The sequence below is a fragment of the Micromonospora humi genome (assembly GCF_900090105.1).
In the GTDB taxonomy this organism is placed as follows: Bacteria; Actinomycetota; Actinomycetes; order Mycobacteriales; family Micromonosporaceae; genus Micromonospora; species Micromonospora humi.
In genome coordinates this window covers 23,420-39,842 of sequence record NZ_FMDM01000019.1, presented here as the reverse complement: position 1 = coordinate 39,842, position 16,423 = coordinate 23,420, and the positions used below count along the sequence as shown (strand labels likewise).

Genomic DNA, 16,423 nt, shown 5'->3' with positions numbered 1-16,423 from the left:
CAGATGAAAACTCGGATCCTCACCCGGGCCGCGGTGGCCGGCGTCGCCGCCGTCGCCCTGCTCGGCTCCGCCGCCTGCGGCAGCGGCTTCGACGACTCGGCCGACGACGCGAAGCAGTCCAGCGGCCCGGCCAACCTGCAGATCCTGATCGGCTCGTCCGGCGACGCCGAGACCAAGGCCGTCAAGGACGCCGCCGCCGCGTGGGCCGGCTCCTCCGGCAACAGCGCCACCGTCACCCCGGCGCAGGACCTCACCCAGCAGCTCGGCCAGGCGCTGGCCGGCGGCACCCCGCCGGACGTGTTCTACGTCGACGCGGCCCGCTTCGCCGACTACGCCAGCGTCGGCGCGCTGGAGCCGTACGGCGACAAGGTCAGCAAGCCCGACGACTTCTACGAGAGCCTGCGCACCGCGTTCACCTACGACGGCAAGCTCTACTGCGCGCCGAAGGACTTCTCCACCCTGGCCCTGCAGATCAACACCGACCTGTGGACCAAGGCCGGCCTGACCGACGCCGACGTACCGACCACCTGGGACCAGCTCACCGCCGTCAGCCAGAAGATCAAGGCGAAGGGCCAGGTGGCGATCGCGCTCGGCGACACCCGGGACCGCATCGGCGCGTTCATGGTGCAGAACGGTGGCTGGCTGATGAGCAAGGACGGGAAGCAGCCGACCGCGGACACCCCGGAGAACCTCCAGGCACTGCAGTACGTCAAGTCGCTGCTCACCAACGGCTACGCGAAGTTCCCGAAGCAGCTCGACTCCGGCTGGTCCGGGGAGGCGTTCGGCAAGGGCAAGGCCGTGATGACGATCGAGGGCAACTGGATCAAGGGCGCCCTGCAGAACGACTTCCCGAAGACCAAGTACAAGGTCGTGCCGCTGCCGGCCGGTCCGAAGGGGCCGGGCACGCTCTCCTTCACCCAGTGCTGGGGCATCGCCGCCAAGTCCAAGTACAAGGAGCAGGCGATCAAGTTCGTCGAGGCGATGACCGCCGGCGAGCAGCAGATCGGCTTCGCCAAGGCGTTCGGCGTGATGCCGTCCCGCCAGTCGGTGCGCGACCAGTACACCAGCGCCTTCCCGGCGGACAAGCCGTTCATCGACGGCGTCGAGTACGCCCAGGGCCCGGTCAACGCCCCGAAGATGGACAGCGTGCTGCGTGACCTGGAGGCCGGCCTGCAGGGCCTGGCCACCGGCGATCCGAAGACCCTCCTGACCAACTTCGACAAGAACGCCAAGGCGGCGCTCGGCGGCTGAGGTGTTAGGCGGGGCCCCTTATTAACAGACGGTTGTTAACAAGGGGCCCCTCCTTACACCTCCCCCGAGCGAAGGAGGAGGGAATGGCAACGGACACGCTCGCCGCGCCGGGCACCGCGCCGGCCGGCCCACCGCGCCGCCGTCCGGGCGGCATCCGCAGCAACGAGAACCTGGCCGGCTGGCTCTTCGTCGCGCCGGTGATCCTGATCCTCGGCCTCTTCATGCTGCTGCCGATCCTGATGGCGCTCTGGGTGAGCCTCACCGGGTGGAACGGCCAGGGCAGCCCGTTCACCGGCGACGTGCCATTCGTGGGCGGCGACAACTACAGCCGGCTGTTCACCGAGGACGGGCTCGCCCGGCGCGACTTCATGACCGCCATCCGCAACAACATCTACTACGTCGGGATCGTGGTGCCGGTGCAGACCGTGCTGGCGCTCGGTCTCGCCCTGGTGGTCAACAACCGGCTGCTCAAGGGGAAGGGCTTCTTCCGCAGCGCGTTCTACTTCCCCTCGGTCACCAGCTCGGTGGCGATCAGCGTGGTGTTCCTCTTCCTGTTCGCCAACTCCGGCGCGGTCAACCGGCTGCTCGCCCTGCTCGGCCTCGACGGGCCGGAGTGGTTCGCCGACGGCCGCGGCGTGCTGCACCTGCTGCTCGGCGCGTTCGGCGTGGACAGCCCGCCGGCCGCGCTGACCTCCGGCGGCCCGTTCGGGCTGACCTGGTGGGACTGGCTCTCCGGGCCGAGCGTCGCGATGACGTCGATCATCTGCCTGGTCATCTGGACCACCTCGGGCACGTTCATGCTGATGTACCTGGCCGCGTTGCAGAACGTCCCGGTGGCGCTCGACGAGGCGGGCATGCTCGACGGCGCGAGCCGCTGGCAGCGCTTCCGGTACGTCACCCTCCCGCTGCTCAAGCCCACCACGTTCCTGGTGGTCACGCTGGGACTGATCGGCTCCTGGCAGGTCTTCGACCAGGTGTACGTGATGAGCCAGGGTGATCCGGCCAAGACCACGCTGACCCCGGCGTACCTGTCGTACCGGACCGCGTTCCGGGACTTCGACTACGGCGGCGGCGCGGCCATCTCGTTCGTGCTGTTCCTGATCATCATCGCGTTCACCCTGTTCCAGCGCCGGCTGATGGCCGACCGGGACGGTCCCCGGCGGGGCCGGTGGTGGCGGCGACGCGTACCGGAGGGGTCCTGACATGGCCGTGCTGACCGACCGGCCGGCGCCCGTCGCGCGCCGCGCCGACCGCGGGCCGCGCGCCCGGCTCAACCGCTTCCTCGGGTACGGCGTCCTGATCTTCTTCGGGTTGGTCTTCCTCTACCCGTTCGTGATCCAGCTCGCCAACTCGCTCAAGACCGAGCCGGACGCGGCGGCCAACCCGTTGTCGCCGCTGCCCGACCCGCTCACCCTGGCCGGCTTCGAGCGGATCTTCGCGGGCACCGCCTTTCCGCTCTGGCTCGGCAACTCGCTGCTGGTCACCGTGCTGGTGACGCTCGGCCGGGTGTTCCTCGACTCGCTCGCCGGTTACGCGCTGGCCCGGCTGCGGTTCCGGGGGCGGGCCGGGCTGTTCGCCGCCGTCATCGCGGTGATGGCGGTGCCCGGCGTGGTGCTGCTGATCCCGAAGTTCCTGGTGCTCAAACAGATCGGCCTCTACGACAGCTACGCCGGCCTGATCGTGCCGCTGCTGGCCGACGCGGCCGGCGTCTTCATCATGAAGCAGTTCTTCGAGTCGGTCCCGGTCAGCGTGGAGGAGGCGGCCCGGATCGACGGTGCCAGCGTGTTCCGCACGTTCTGGTCGGTGGTGCTGCCGATGGCCCGGCCGGCTCTGATCACGCTGACCATCCTGTCGTTCCAGGGCTCCTGGAACGAGTTCCCGCACAGCCTCGTCTCGGTGCAGGACCCGGACCTGTTCACCCTGCCCCGCGGGCTCGCCGACCTGGTCAGCGGCTCGCTCGGCAAGGGCACCCAGTATCCGCTGAAGCTCGGTGCGGCGCTGCTGGCCACCATCCCGGTGGCGGTGCTCTTCGTGGTCTTCCAGCGCTACTTCGTCCGGGGCGCCAACGAGGGCGCGGACAAGGGGTGAACGGCGGCCGGCGGTCCCGCCCCGTGCCGGGACCGCCGGTGTCTCCCGTCAGGGGTCAGACCGGCGGCCGGGCACGAACTCATCGCTGCGCGGGCACTTTTTCCTCCGGGACGGCCACGTGCAGCCTGAGCTGGGGGACCAGCATGTCGTCCACGTCCAGCGCCCGGGTCGCGCCGTCCGGCTCCCAGCCGGTCGAGCCGAGGAACGCGCGGGTCGCCGCGTCCGCGTCGAACGTCCACGCGACCGCGCGGTCGAAGCCGTCCGCGCGCCAGTGCTCGACCGCGGCGGCGAGCAGCCGGCTGCCGTGCCCGCGCCGGCCCCAGCGCGGCTCGACCAGCAGGTCGGTCACCGCCACCACGCCCGACGCGAGCGCGTCGGCCGGCTCGCCCGGTGCGAGCGCCTCGGCGTCGGCCGGACCGGAGGCGGCGAACCCCACCAGATAGGATTGCGCGGCCTGTTCGACGGCGACCAGCACCCGGTGCGCGCCCGAGGGCGGCTCCTGCACCGCCGCGCCCCACCGCCGCGCGAGGTATGCCTCGTCCAGGTTGTCGAGCACGTGCCGGGGCAGGATCCGGCGGTACGCGACCCGCCAGGTCGCGAGCTGGATACGTGCGATCTCGGCGACGTCCTCGGGACGCGCGGGGCGGACGTAGCCTTCAGCCATGGCACGTGAGCCTACGCAGGGCGAGGAGGGGGACGGTGGCGCAGGGTGCCGGGCGGACGACCGCGCAGGTCGTCGCCGTGGTGGCGCTCGCCGCGGCGGTCACCGTGTTCCTGTCCGTGGCGGCGGTGCGACACGGCTTCTTCGACCTGCGGGTCTACTACGGCGCGCTGACCTACTGGGTGCGTGACGGCGGGGAGATCTACGACTTCCTCAAGGCCGGCACCCAGTACGGCTTCACCTACCCGCCGTTCGCGGCGCTGGTCATGCTGCCGATGGCGTACCTGCCGTGGAACGCCGCGATCGTGGTCAGCGTCGCGGCGACCGTGGTGGTCAGCGCCGTGGTGGTCTGGTGGCTGCTGGACCCGGTGGCCCGCCGCTGCGGCTGGACCCGGTGGTTCACCCTCGCGGTCGCGCTCTGCCTGGCCGCCGCGTACGAGCCGATGCGCGAGACGGTCAACTTCGGCCAGGTCAACATGCTGCTGCTGTTCCTGGTGGCGGTGGACCTGCTCCGGCTGCTGCCGGCGGGCAACCGCTGGGCCGGCGTGGGCATCGGGCTGGCCACCGCGATCAAGCTGACCCCGGGCATCTTCGTCGTCTACCTGCTGGTCACCGGCCGCTGGCGGGCCGCCGCGACCGCGGTGGGCGCGGCCGCCGTCGCCACGCTGGTCGCCGCCGGCCTCTTCCCGGACGCCTCCCGGGAGTTCTGGACCGAGGCGCTGTGGAACACCGACCGGGTCGGTGAGCTGGCGTTCGTCTCCAACCAGTCGCTGCGCGGGGTGGTCGCCCGGCTCGACCCGGAGCACCCGAGCACGCTGGCCTGGCTGCTGCTCGTACTGGTCACGCTGGTGGTCTGGGGTTGGCGGTGCCGGGCCGCGGTGGCCGCCGGCGACGAGGCCGCCGGCCTGGCCCTGACCGGCGCGGTGATGTGCCTGGTCAGCCCGGTGACCTGGGTGCACCACCTGGTCTGGCTGCTGCCCGGCCTGATCCTGCTGGTCGACAACGGCACGGCGGCGCCCGCCCGGGGGCGCCGGCGCCGCGTGCTGCTGGCCGCCGCGCTGATCGGGTACGCGCTGCTGTGCAGCCGGATCGTCTGGGCCTGGGAGAAGGACTTCACCGGCGTGGACGGCTTCCTGGGCAGCAACACGTACGTCTGGATCAGCCTGGCGCTGCTGCTCGGCCTGCCGATCCGGCGGGATCAGCCGTCGATACGGGCGGTGTAGCGCAGCTCGCGGAGGACGACCGGGTCGCGACCGCCGTGCAGCGGCACCGGGTAGGTGGACTCCTCCCCGTCCGGTGAGTGCCCGGCCCGTTCGTAGAAGCGGCGGGCCCGGGCGTTGTCGGCGAGCACCCAGAGCCGGTACTCGGTCCATCCGCGCTCGGCCAGACCGGCCCGGGCCGCCGTGAGCAGTGCCGAGCCGGCGCCGGAACCCCAGTGCGCCGGCTCCAGGTAGATGGCCAGCAGCTCGCCGTGCGCCGGGTCGAGGTCGCCGCGGTCCTGGTTGTTCCGGTACGGCCCGAACGTGGTGAAGCCGGCCAGCACGCCGTCGGCCTCGGCGACCAGCGTGGTGAACGGGTGTTCCGGGTCGGCGGTGCCGAGGTCGCGGCGGCGCTGCGCCCAGGCGCGCGGGTTGAGCCGGCGCAGCACCTCGTCCGGCATGATCCCGGCGTAGCCGGCCTGCCAGCCGTGGATGTGCACCCGGGCGATCGCCTCGGCGTCGTCCGGCTCCTCCCGGCGGATGGTGAGCACCTGTCCGTTGTATGCCCCGACGGGCGAGGGGTCCAGCCGCCGCACCGGCGACGTCGTAGGTGTGGATTAGGGTCCCGACGATGGCCGCACCGGAATCGCTCTCGCTCGCCCAGGCCCGCCGGGTCGCCCTGGCCGCCCAGGGCTTCGCCGACCCGGCGCCCACCGGCGTGCCCACCCGCCGGCACCTGCGCCGGGTGCTCGACCGGGTCGGGTTGATCCAGATGGATTCGGTGAACGTGCTCCAGCGCGCGCACTACCTGCCGCTCTACAGCCGGCTCGGGCCCTACCCGACCGCCCTGCTCGACACCGCCGCCTACCGCCGTCCCCGCGAGCTGTTCGAATACTGGGCGCACGAGGCGTCGCTGGTCCCGGTCGGGCTGCACCCGGCGTTGCGCTGGCGGATGGCCAAGGCGCGCGACGAGGCCTGGGGCGGCATGCGCCGGATCGCCCAGGAGCAACCCGAGCTGGTGGCGTGGGTGCGCGACGAGGTGGCCGCCCGTGGTCCGCTCACCGCGGCCGAGATCGAGCACGACGCGCCCCGGGAGACCGGCAACTGGGGCTGGAACTGGTCGACCGTCAAGCGGGCGCTGGAGTTCCTGTTCTGGTCCGGCGAGGTCACCGCCGCCGACCGCACCAGCTCGTTCGCCCGCCGCTACGACCTGCCCGAGCGAGTGCTGCCGGCGGCGGCGCTGGACGCGCCCACCCCCACCGACGCGCAGGCGCACCGCACGCTTGTCGCGATCGCCGCCCGGTCGCTCGGCGTCGCCGCCGAGCCGGAGCTGCGCGACTACTTCCGGCTGCCGGTGGCCGGGGCCCGGCGGGCGCTCGCCGAGCTGGTCGAGGCGGGCGAGCTGACCCCGGTCACGGTGCAGGGCTGGCGGCAGCCGGCCTACCTGCACGCCGAGGCCCGGCTGCCGCGCTGGGTGCGCGGCAACACGCTGGTCAGCCCGTTCGACCCGCTGGTCTGGGAGCGGGCCCGCGCCGAGCGGCTCTTCGGCTTCACCTACCGGATCGAGATCTACGTGCCGGCGCCCCAGCGGGTCCACGGCTACTACGTGCTGCCGTTCCGGCAGGGCGAGCGCTTCACCGCCCGGGTGGACCTGAAGGCCGACCGGAAGGCCGGCGTGCTGCTGGTGCCCGCCGCCTGGGCCGAGCCGGGCGTCGAGAAGGGGGAGACCGCGATGGCGCTCGCCGCCGAGCTCTACCGGCTCGCCGGCTGGCTCGGCCTGGACGCGGTCGCCCCGCCCGCCGCCGGCGATCTGGCCGCTCCGCTGGCCGCCGCGTTGGTGGGCGTGGCGGGTGTACGGTGAGCGCGTGACGAGCGTTGACCGGCCTGCCACCGCGCCCGACCCGCACGCCGAGGCGACCGGGCCTGCCGGGGGGCCGTGGCCGGCCGGGGTGGCCTACCAGCCGGTCGAGCCCGACCGGTTCACCCGGGCGGTGCTGCGCCTGCACGCCCGCGCCCCGCGCTGGGCGGTGCCGCTGGCCGCGCTCGGCTGCGTCGGCCTCGGCATGACCTACGCGCTGATCAGCGATCCCACCCAGAGCGACCCGGACGCCCGGCCGACCTGCCTGCTCAAGCTCACCACCGGGCTGGACTGCCCGGGCTGCGGCGGCACCCGCGCCCTCTGGTACGTGCTGCACGGCGACCTGCCGGCGGCCGCCCGGCACCACTTCCTGTTCGTCTTCGCGCTGCCGTTCCTGGCCTGGCTCTTCGTCGCCTGGGCCGGCAACCGGGCGTTCGGCTGGCGGCTGCCCGAGTTGCAGCTCAGCCCGAAGGTGATCGGCGTGTTCCTGGCCGCCTGGGCGGTCTTCTCGGTGGCCCGCAACCTGCCGTGGGCGCCGTTCCCCTCGCTCTACGTCTGACCGCTGCGGGTCGGCGCTGCTCGGGTTCGGCGCTGCTCCGCGACCGAGCGCGGTGACCACACTGTGTGACGGCCGTGCAACCACCCTCTGCTTTTGCGCGGTATACCTATCAGTCATAATTATGACTCTCAGGTATATCGCTTTCTGGGCTTGTGCCCTGCGGGCTCCGACACGCCGAGAAGCCTGGGACTCCCGGCTCGGCGAGACGTCGGCCACGGGGCCGGCCCCAGGTGTTGGTCGGCCGCGTGCCCGATTTCCACGCCGGACGACGGGCAACTACAGTCCTCGGCATGCCGGAGATGGTGCAGCCCCAGGTCAAGCTGATCGCGTGGACGCAGTTCCAGGCACCGGACGAGGTGCCCTGGTCGACCGACGCCGACGGTGGGCAGGCGCTCGCCGAGTTCGCCGGTCGGGCCTGCTACCAGAGCTGGAAGAAGCCGAACCCGGCCACCGCGACCAACGCCGGTTACCTGGCGCACATCCTCGACGTCGGCCACCTCTCCGTGCTGGAGCACGGCTCGGTGAGCTTCTACTTCAGCGGCGTCTCCCGGTCGTTCACGCACGAGCTGATCCGGCACCGGCACTTCTCCTACTCGCAGCTCTCCCAGCGCTACGTGCCGGAGCGGGACGCGGCGATGGTGGAGCCGGCGGTGATCGCCGAGGACCCGGAGCTGCACAAGCGGTTCGTCGAGGCGTCCGAGGCGGCGGTGCGGGCGTACACCGATCTGCTGGAGGGGTTGGAGGCCCGCTTCGTCGACGAGCCCAACCCGACGCTGCGCCGCAAGCAGGCCCGGCAGGCGGCCCGGGCCGTGCTGCCGAACGCGACCGAGACGCGGATCGTGGTGACCGGCAACTACCGGGCCTGGCGGCACTTCGTGAAGATGCGCGCCACCGAGCACGCCGACGTGGAGATCCGCGAGCTGGCCGTGGAGTGCCTGCGTCAGCTCCAGGGCGTGGCGCCGAACGTGTTCGCCGACTTCGTGATCTCCACGCTGCCGGACGGCACCGAGGTGGCGGCCTCGCCGCACGCCGAGTGAACCGTCGCCCTTCGCCGCCGGGGCACCGGTGGTCGTCCGCTAGGTTGTGAGCATGACGCACGACCACTCCGCCACCTCGGACCGTGGCCCGTCGCGCCCGTTCGGGCGGGTGATCACGGCCATGGTGACGCCGTTCACCCCCGACGGCGCGCTCGACCTCGACGGCGCGGCCCGGCTGGCCCGCCACCTCGTCGACGAGCAGGCCAACGACGCGCTGGTGCTCAACGGCACCACCGGCGAGTCGCCGACCACCACCGACGCGGAGAAGGAGAACCTGATCCGCGCCGTGGTCGAGGCGGTCGGCGACCGGGCCCGGATCGTCGCCGGGGTGGGCACCAACGACACCCGGCACACCGTCGAGCTGGCCGCGCAGGCCGAGAAGGCCGGCGCGCACGGTCTGCTGGTGGTCACGCCCTACTACAACAAGCCGCCGCAGGCCGGGCTGCTGCGTCACTTCACCACCGTCGCGGACGCCACCGGGCTGCCGGTCATGCTCTACGACATCCCGCACCGCTCCGGCGTGGCGATCGCCACCGAGACGCTGGTGAAGCTCGCCGAGCACGGGCGGATCGTGGCGGTGAAGGACGCCAAGGGCGACCTGATCGCCACCTCGGAGGTGCTGGCCCGCAGCGACCTCGCGTTCTACAGCGGCGAGGACGCGCTGACCCTGCCGTTCCTGTCGATCGGCGCGGTCGGCGTGGTCGGCACGTCCACCCACTTCACCGGCGCGGCGACGAAGCAGATGATCGAGGCGTTCGCGGCGGGCGACCTCGCCGGCGCGCTCGCCCTGCACCGTCGGCTGCTGCCGCTCTACACCGGAATCTTCCGCACCCAGGGCACGATCCTGGTCAAGGCCGGGCTCGCCGCCCAGGGCCTGCCGGCCGGCCCGGTGCGACCGCCGCTGGTGGACGCCACCGGCGACGAACTGGCCCAGCTGCGCGCGGACTGCGCCGCGGCGGGCCTGCCCCTGCCCGAATGACCCGACGACACGACGGACGCCGCGCGGCGGCGTCGCAGAATGAGGTGACGCGTGACCGAGGCGCACATCGAGGGTGAGCTGCCCCCGCCGCTGCCGGAGGGCGGTCTGCGGATCATGCCGCTCGGCGGACTCGGCGCCATCGGCCGGAACATGACCGTCTTCGAGTACGACGGCAAGCTGCTCGTCGTCGACTGCGGGGTGCTCTTCCCCGACGTCGAGCAGCCGGGTGTGGATCTGATCCTGCCCGACTTCGGTCCGATCCTGGACCGACTGGCCGACGTGCAGGCGATCGTGCTCACCCATGGCCACGAGGACCACATCGGCGCGGTGCCGTACCTGCTCGCCCACAAGCCGGACATCCCGCTGGTCGGTTCCCAGTTCACCCTGGCGCTGGTCGAGGCGAAGCTGGCCGAGCGGCGGATCCAGCCCTACACGCTGACCGTGCGGGAGGGCGGCCGGGAACGGCTCGGCCCGTTCGAGTGCGAGTTCTTCGCGGTGAACCACTCGATCCCGGACGCGCTGGCGGTGGCCATCCGTACCCCGGCCGGCCTGGTGCTGCACACCGGCGACTTCAAGATGGACCAGCTCCCGCTGGACGGCCGGATCACCGACCTGGCCGGCTTCGCCCGGCTCGGCGCCGAGGGCGTCGACCTGCTGCTGTCCGACTCCACCAACGCGGAGATCCCCGGCTTCGTCACGCCGGAGCGGGAGATCGGCCCGGTGCTCGACTCGATCTTCGCGAAGGCCAAGGGGCGGATCATCGTCGCCTCGTTCGCCTCGCACGTGCACCGGGTGCAGCAGGTCTTCGACTCGGCGATCGAGCACGGCCGCAAGGTGGCGCTGATCGGTCGGTCCATGGTCCGCAACATGGGCATCGCCCGCGACCTGGGCCTGCTCAACATCCCGGCCGGCCTGGTGGTCAACATCGAGGAGGCCACCAACCTGCCGCCCGAGCAGATCGTGCTGATGTCCACCGGTTCGCAGGGCGAGCCGATGAGCGCGCTCGGCCGGATGGCCAGCGGCGACCACCGGCACATCACCATCGCGCCGGGCGACACCGTGGTGCTGGCCTCGTCGCTGGTGCCGGGCAACGAGACCTCGGTCTATCGGGTGATCAACCGGCTGGCCCGGGCCGGCGCCGTGGTGGTGCACAAGGACGTGGCGAAGGTGCACGTCTCCGGCCACGCCCCGGCCGGGGAGCTGCTCTACCTGCTCAACGTGGTGCGACCGAGCAACCTGATGCCGGTGCACGGCGAGTGGCGGCACCTGCGCGCGCACGCCCGGCTCGGCATCGAGTCCGGCGTCGCGGCGGACCGGGTGGTGCTCTGCGAGGACGGCGACGTGGTCGACCTGGTGGAGGGCCGGGCCAGCCTGGTGGGGCACGTGCGGAGCCGCTACGTCTACGTCGACGGCCTGGCCGTCGGCGACGTCAGCGAGTCGCTGCTCACCGAGCGGCGGATCCTCGGCGACGGCGGTTTCATCGCCACCACCGTGGTGGTCGACTCGGTCACCGGCAAGGTGGTCGCCGGCCCGACCGTCTCGGCCAAGGGCTTCTCGGAGGACCCGGACGCGTTCAACCCGGTGGTCCCGCTGGTCACCGACGCGCTCAACCGGGCCGCCGCGGACGGCATCACCGACCCGCACCAGCTCCAGCAGATCGTCCGCCGGACGGTCGGCCGCTGGGTCAACGACGCGTACCGCCGTCGCCCCATGATCGTCCCGACCGTCGTCGAGGTCTGACCCGACGGGTCCGCGCGCCGGTCCACCGTTCGCGGTGGGCCGGCGTCGTCGCGTTCCGGGTAAGCCCCGACACGCTGCGTCGAAACCGGCTGTCGCCGTTCAACCGGTCGGCGCGCGTCTCCGTACTCCCTCCCGACCGGCGTGCCCCCGCGCCGGTCGGGAGGAGCGTGGCGGATGGACCGCAGACGGATGACAGCCATCGGCGTCGTGGTGGCGGCGGCCGGACTGACCGCGGCGGTGACCCTGCCGTCGTTCGCCGGTGAGGAACCCCGGCGGGCCGCGCCGGCGGCCGACGGCGTCGCCCCGGAGGTCCTGGACGCGCTCGGCCGCGACCTGTCGCTCACCCGCGACCAGGCGGTACGCCGACTGCGCACGGAACGCTGGGCGGCCGGCACGGTCACCAAGCTGCGCACCGAACTCGGTGCCGACTACGGCGGCAGCTGGCTCAGCGACGACGGCGCCACGCTCAACGTGGCGGTGGCCGACCCGGCCCAGGCGAAGCGGGTGGAGGCGGCCGGCGCGGTGCCCAAGCGGGTCGCGCGCCCGGTGGCCGAACTGGACGCGGTGAAGAGCCGGCTGGACGCCGCCGGCGCCGACGCCAGCCCGGACATCGCCGGCTGGTACGTCGACGTGGCCAGCAACTCCGTGGTGGTGGTCGCCCGGCCCGGCGCGGAGGCCGCCGGCCGCCGGTTCGCCGCCGCCGGCGGTACGGGCGCCGGACCGGTCCGGGTACGCACCGCCGACGAGGCCCCCCGCCCGCTGTTCGACGTGCGGGGCGGCGACGCCTACTTCATCAACAACGCCGGCCGCTGCTCGGTCGGCTTCTCGGTCGTCGGCGGCTTCGTCACCGCCGGGCACTGCGGCCGGCCGGGGGACCGCACCGCCGGGTCGAACCGGGTCGCCCAGGGCACGTTCTCGGCCTCCTCGTTCCCCGGTGACGACTGGGGCGTGGTCCAGGTCAACGGCGACTGGACGCCGCAGGGCGTGGTGAACGACTTCAACGGCGGCACGGTGCCGGTCAACGGCTCCACCGAGGCCCCGGTCGGCGCCTCGATCTGCCGCTCCGGCTCCACCACCGGCACCCGCTGCGGCGTGGTGCAGGCCAAGAACGCCACGGTCAACTACCCGGAGGGCACGGTCACCGGGCTGACCCGCACCGACGTCTGCGCCGAGCCGGGCGACTCGGGTGGCGCGTGGCTCTCCGGCGACCAGGCGCAGGGCGTCACCTCCGGCGGCTCCGGCGACTGCACCCGGGGCGGCGTCACGTTCTTCCAGCCGGTCAACGAGATCCTCCAGCGCAACAACCTGACGCTGGTCACCGCCGGCGGCCAGCAGGCGCCCGCGGAGCCGCCGGCCGGTGGTGGCGAGACCGCCCCGCCGGCCAGCACGCCGCCCGCCCCGCCGGCCGCCGACACCGAGTGCGCCGGCCAGGTGAGCCGGACCGGCCGGATCGCCGCCGGCCGCGTCCAGGTGCAGCCGGACGGCCGGTTCTTCCGGGCGGCCGGCGGCGGGCAGGAGGCCTGCGTCGCCGCGCCGGAGGGCGCCCGGGTGGTGCTGGAGCTGCAGCGCTTCACCGGCGGCACGTTCCGCACCGTGGCCCGCGCCGACAACGCCGACGGCATGGCGAAGCTGACCGCCGACACCCCGGCCGGCGCCTACCGCTACCGGGTCGTCGGCCTGGCCGGCTCCGGCGAGTACACGCTGGCGTTCTCCGCCCGCTGACCGCCGCCCGGCGGCCCCACGGACCGCGGCCCCCGACTCCCACCGCCCGGTGGTCGGGGGCCGCGCCGCGTCGGCGGCGCAGGTCCTTCGGGCACTCCCACCGCCCGGTGGTCGGGGGTCGCGCCGCGTCGGCGGCGCCGTGGCGGGGCAGCGCGGCGGGCGGCCGGCCTCTAGTCTCCTGTGTGGACATCAACGGGGGTGGGCATGGCGAAGCGCGCGATGGCGGCGACGGTCGGTGCGATGGTGGTCCTGGGGCAGGTGCTGCTCGGGGGCGCCCCGGCGGGCGCCGCCGAGGCGAGCGGGGGCCTGCTGGCGTCCGGCTACGACACGACGCAGCGCCTGGATCCGGTCACCGGCCAGGCGCTCGGGGTGGTCGGCGCCGGTCAGGACGCCACGGTCAGCCGTTCCGGCCGCCTCGCCTACGTCCGGGACGTCGACCCCTGTCACCCGGACGTCGAGGGGTGCTTCGGCGCGAACGACCTACTGGTCACCGCGCGCGACGGCACGCGGGAGCGGGTCCTGGTGCACAACACCAACGCGCAGGGCGGGGTGTCCTGGCCCGACTGGTCACCCGACGGTCGGTGGATCACCTACTACTGGGGCACGCCCGGCGAGCGCGGGCTCAACATCGTCAACGTCGACGGCACCGGCAACGACCAGTTGGTCCAGGTCGGCGGGCCGGGCACGTTCTCGCCCGACGGGCGCTCCATCGCGTACGTCAAGGACGGCGACGTGGCCGTGATCGACCTGGAGACGCGGGAGTCCCGCGCGGTGACCACCGACGGGCTCGCCCAGTTCTCCCCGCCGGACTGGTCGCCCGACGGCCGGACGATCGTCTACGCCGGCCAGTCGGAGTTCCTCACCGTCCCGGCAGCCGGGGGGCCGTCGACGCACGCCGGCATCTGGCCCAATGCGCTGAGCGGCGTCTTCGCGCCGGTGTTCGCCCCGAACGGGCGGAAGGTCGCCTTCACCGCCACCGAGGCGTCGTCCGACCCGGACCTGCCGGGCACCCGGCGCGTCTTCACCGCGCGGGTGGACGGGGCGAGACTGCGCGCGGTGGCGGACCTGGACGCGGAGTTGACCGACTGGCTGCGCGGGCACGGATAGCTCGCGCCGTTCCCGGCGCGGGCGACGGATCCGCGACCGCAGGTTGCCGCCGCTCTCGCACCCGGCCGACCTCCGACCGCAACCCGCACGCGCGCCAGGGGACGTGACCGGTCGTGGGCGGATCCTTCCGCCGACCGACGGCTCCCGGTCAGGGCAGCGCGGCGACCGCGTCGGCGTAGGCCGTTCCGGTGCGGATCGCGGCGGCCACCAGCACGGCGAGCTGAGCCGGGGCGACGCCGCAGGACAGGTCGGTGGTGATGCCGGCGGCCAGCACCAGCGTCTGGTCGTCGGGCTCGTGCACGTAGGCGGCGGGTAGCAGCCGGTCGTGGTTCCAGACGTTGCAGAACGCGTACGCCTCGGCGCGGCGGGCGGCCGGCAGTCGGCGGGTCGCCACCACCCGGGTGTGCAGCACGTCGCCGTGCCGGCCGAGCCGCCGGAACTGGATCGTCGCCTCGCCCCACCGCCCGACCAGCGTGCCGTCCGGCTCCACCGTGTACGCCTCGCCCCGGCCGTCCAGCACGGCGGCGAGCAGCGCCCCGTCGAGCGGGGCCGGCTCCTCCGGGTCGGGCGGGCCGGGGTCGGCCGGGCCGACCGCCGGCTCGTCGTCGAACTCGCTCTCGGCGGCCAGCGACACCGGCCCGGCGAGCGGCCGCTCGGCCAGCCAGGAGGCGATCCGCCCGGACTGGTGACCGGTGCCGTTGCGGGCGTCGAAGCTGCCGGCCAGCGCGGTGGCCAGCGCCTGGAGCTGCGCGCCGAGCGTGGCCACGTCCACCTCGGCCGCCGGCCGGGAACCGTGCCCGGTGCGGTGGATCCGCCGCCCGCCGAGACCGGCCTCCGCGGCCAGCCCGCAGAGCAGCGCGCCCGCCGCGGCGAACTCCATCGCGGACAGGTCGTCGGCCGGGTGGTCCAGTCGGGGCAGCTGCTCGGTCAGCAGCTCCAGCCCGCGGTGCAGGTAGCCGCCCAGCGCGCAGAACCGCAGGTGCGCGGCGAGCAGCGGGAACGCGGTGCGCTCCCGCCGATGCCGGCGGTACGCGCACACGTGGGCCCGTGCCGCCTGGGTCACCGCCCCGGTGCGCAGCCACGGGAGAAGGCCCGCGGCGAGGGACCGTTCGGGTTGGTCGGTGCAACCCGCCGGGTCGGTCGACGCCAGCGCCGCCAGGGCCGCCTCCGGCTCGCCCCAGCCGGCCAGCAGGTCGGCCCGCCGTGCCGGGGCGCAGCCCGGGCAGCCGCCCACCGGGTCCGCCTGGTCGCCGGCCGTCCAGTCGGCGTACGCGCGCCGGGCGGCCGGCTCGTCACCGAGGTGGTCGGCGAGCCGGCAGCGCAGCTCGGCGACCGGCGCGGCGTCCGGGCCCAGCTCCTCGGCGAGCGTGTCGAGCAGGGACCGGGCCTGATCCAGCCCCACCCGGGGGGTGCCGAAGAGCGCCTCGACCGCCTGCCGCTGGTGCCGGCGCAGCCGGGTCAGCTCGTCGGGCCGGGCGTCGAGCAGCCCGGGGTGCCGGGCCAGCGTGGCCCGCAGGTGGCGGACCGGCTCCACGGTCCGCCACCGCTCACCCAGGTGCAGGTACGCCTCGACCAGCGCGAACCGCGCGGAGAGGGCGGTACGTGGGTCGCCGGTGGCGTCGGCGCGGGCGGCGATCCGCTCCAGCTCGGCGCAGCGTTCCTCGCCGTCGGGGCGGTCCCGGGCGTCGGCGAGCGCGGCGGCCAGCCCCCGGTCGCGGGCCGTCGTCATCGGACCGACCCGCCGGGCAGGTCGGCGACGGCGTCGGCGAGCTGGCAGCCGGTGGTGACGCCACAGTCGACCAGCCGGTCGAGCTGGTGCGGGGTCACCCCGCGTTCCAGGTCGGTGGTGACCTCGCCGCAGACCTGGGCGACACCGTCGTCGGCGACGTGCACGTACGCCTTGGGCCAGAGCCGGTCGTGGTTCCAGGTGTTGCAGAACGCGTGCAGCTCGGGCACGCGTTCGATGCCGAACCGGGGCGCGGTGACGGTGCGTACCTGGAACTGTTCGCCGGCCGCGCCGCGACGGTGGAACCAGACCAGGCTCCGCTCCCAGCGGCCGACCAGGGCACCGTCGGGTTCCTCGACCACCGCGTACCCCCGGTGGGTCAGCACGGCGGCGATCAGCTCACCGGTCAGCGGCCGCAGCGCCTGCGGATGCCCGGCCAGCGGACCGTCCGGACCGTCCTCGATCTCCGGCGACGCCATCGGGCATCCCTTCTGAG

Annotated in this window: 15 protein-coding genes; 11 read left to right on the top strand and 4 right to left on the bottom strand. The window is 73.7% G+C overall.

The features are described 5' to 3' along the window. Positions 1-3 precede the first annotated feature (3 nt). The 3 genes from GA0070213_RS27645 to GA0070213_RS27635 all read left to right on the top strand — a co-directional run bounded on the left by GA0070213_RS27645 (position 4) and on the right by GA0070213_RS27635 (position 3,339). On the top strand, positions 4-1,251 hold the full coding sequence (locus GA0070213_RS27645; RefSeq protein ID WP_091071020.1) for a sugar ABC transporter substrate-binding protein: 1,248 nt from the start codon (positions 4-6) through the stop codon (positions 1,249-1,251). An 83-nt stretch (positions 1,252-1,334) separates the two neighbouring features. Further along, on the top strand, positions 1,335-2,453 hold the full coding sequence (locus GA0070213_RS27640) for a carbohydrate ABC transporter permease (protein WP_091071017.1): 1,119 nt from the start codon (positions 1,335-1,337) through the stop codon (positions 2,451-2,453). 1 nt (position 2,454) lies between these two features. After that, a complete protein-coding gene (locus tag GA0070213_RS27635) occupies positions 2,455-3,339 on the top strand; it encodes a carbohydrate ABC transporter permease (protein ID WP_091071015.1) in 885 nt (294 codons plus the stop codon). Between the two features lie 79 nt (positions 3,340-3,418). Here GA0070213_RS27635 and GA0070213_RS27630 read toward each other — a convergent pair whose 3' ends face one another. Further along, complete coding sequence (locus tag GA0070213_RS27630) at positions 3,419-4,003, bottom strand: GNAT family N-acetyltransferase (protein ID WP_091071013.1); 585 nt, start codon at positions 4,001-4,003, stop codon at positions 3,419-3,421. 35 nt (positions 4,004-4,038) lie between these two features. On the opposite strand from GA0070213_RS27630, the gene GA0070213_RS27625 reads away from it, so the two are divergent. Beyond that, positions 4,039-5,223, top strand: a complete 1,185-nt coding sequence (locus GA0070213_RS27625) for a glycosyltransferase 87 family protein (protein WP_139128739.1) — start codon at positions 4,039-4,041, stop codon at positions 5,221-5,223. On the opposite strand, the gene GA0070213_RS27620 is transcribed toward GA0070213_RS27625, so the two are convergent. Beyond that, positions 5,199-5,750 (bottom strand): GNAT family N-acetyltransferase, encoded by a 552-nt coding sequence (locus GA0070213_RS27620; protein WP_091071152.1) that lies wholly within the window; start codon positions 5,748-5,750, stop codon positions 5,199-5,201. The two genes, GA0070213_RS27625 and GA0070213_RS27620, sit on opposite strands and share 25 nt — an antisense overlap. An 80-nt stretch (positions 5,751-5,830) precedes the next feature. On the opposite strand from GA0070213_RS27620, the gene GA0070213_RS27615 reads away from it, so the two are divergent. The 7 genes from GA0070213_RS27615 (at position 5,831) to GA0070213_RS27585 (ending at position 14,201) form a co-directional block, all read left to right on the top strand. Beyond that, on the top strand, positions 5,831-7,060 hold the full coding sequence (locus GA0070213_RS27615) for a winged helix-turn-helix domain-containing protein (protein WP_091071010.1): 1,230 nt from the start codon (positions 5,831-5,833) through the stop codon (positions 7,058-7,060). After that, positions 7,050-7,616, top strand: coding sequence for a DUF2752 domain-containing protein (locus GA0070213_RS27610; RefSeq protein ID WP_091071008.1), 567 nt, complete (start codon positions 7,050-7,052; stop codon positions 7,614-7,616). Before GA0070213_RS27615 ends, GA0070213_RS27610 begins: the two co-directional genes overlap by 11 nt. Positions 7,617-7,915: 299 nt before the next feature. Beyond that, positions 7,916-8,653 (top strand): FAD-dependent thymidylate synthase, encoded by a 738-nt coding sequence (thyX, locus tag GA0070213_RS27605; RefSeq protein WP_091071150.1) that lies wholly within the window; start codon positions 7,916-7,918, stop codon positions 8,651-8,653. A 52-nt stretch (positions 8,654-8,705) separates the two neighbouring features. Further along, on the top strand, positions 8,706-9,632 hold the full coding sequence (gene dapA / locus GA0070213_RS27600) for a 4-hydroxy-tetrahydrodipicolinate synthase (RefSeq protein WP_091071007.1): 927 nt from the start codon (positions 8,706-8,708) through the stop codon (positions 9,630-9,632). A gap of 51 nt (positions 9,633-9,683) precedes the next feature. Further along, positions 9,684-11,372, top strand: coding sequence for a ribonuclease J (locus GA0070213_RS27595; RefSeq protein ID WP_091071004.1), 1,689 nt, complete (start codon positions 9,684-9,686; stop codon positions 11,370-11,372). 174 nt (positions 11,373-11,546) lie between these two features. Beyond that, a complete protein-coding gene (locus tag GA0070213_RS27590) occupies positions 11,547-13,094 on the top strand; it encodes a S1 family peptidase (protein WP_091071001.1) in 1,548 nt (515 codons plus the stop codon). Between the two features lie 204 nt (positions 13,095-13,298). After that, on the top strand, positions 13,299-14,201 hold the full coding sequence (locus GA0070213_RS27585) for a TolB family protein (RefSeq protein ID WP_091070998.1): 903 nt from the start codon (positions 13,299-13,301) through the stop codon (positions 14,199-14,201). A 148-nt stretch (positions 14,202-14,349) separates the two neighbouring features. Here the strand turns inward: GA0070213_RS27585 and GA0070213_RS27580 are convergent, their stop codons facing one another. Both GA0070213_RS27580 and GA0070213_RS27575 read right to left on the bottom strand, forming a co-directional pair. Further along, the gene (locus GA0070213_RS27580) at positions 14,350-15,930 is read right to left on the bottom strand and encodes a type III secretion system chaperone family protein (RefSeq protein WP_091070996.1); all 1,581 of its coding nucleotides are present in this window, start codon (positions 15,928-15,930) and stop codon (positions 14,350-14,352) included. After that, a complete protein-coding gene (locus GA0070213_RS27575; protein ID WP_091070994.1) occupies positions 15,927-16,406 on the bottom strand; it encodes a type III secretion system chaperone family protein in 480 nt (159 codons plus the stop codon). The genes GA0070213_RS27580 and GA0070213_RS27575 overlap by 4 nt, the downstream gene beginning before the upstream one ends. Positions 16,407-16,423 lie beyond the last annotated feature (17 nt).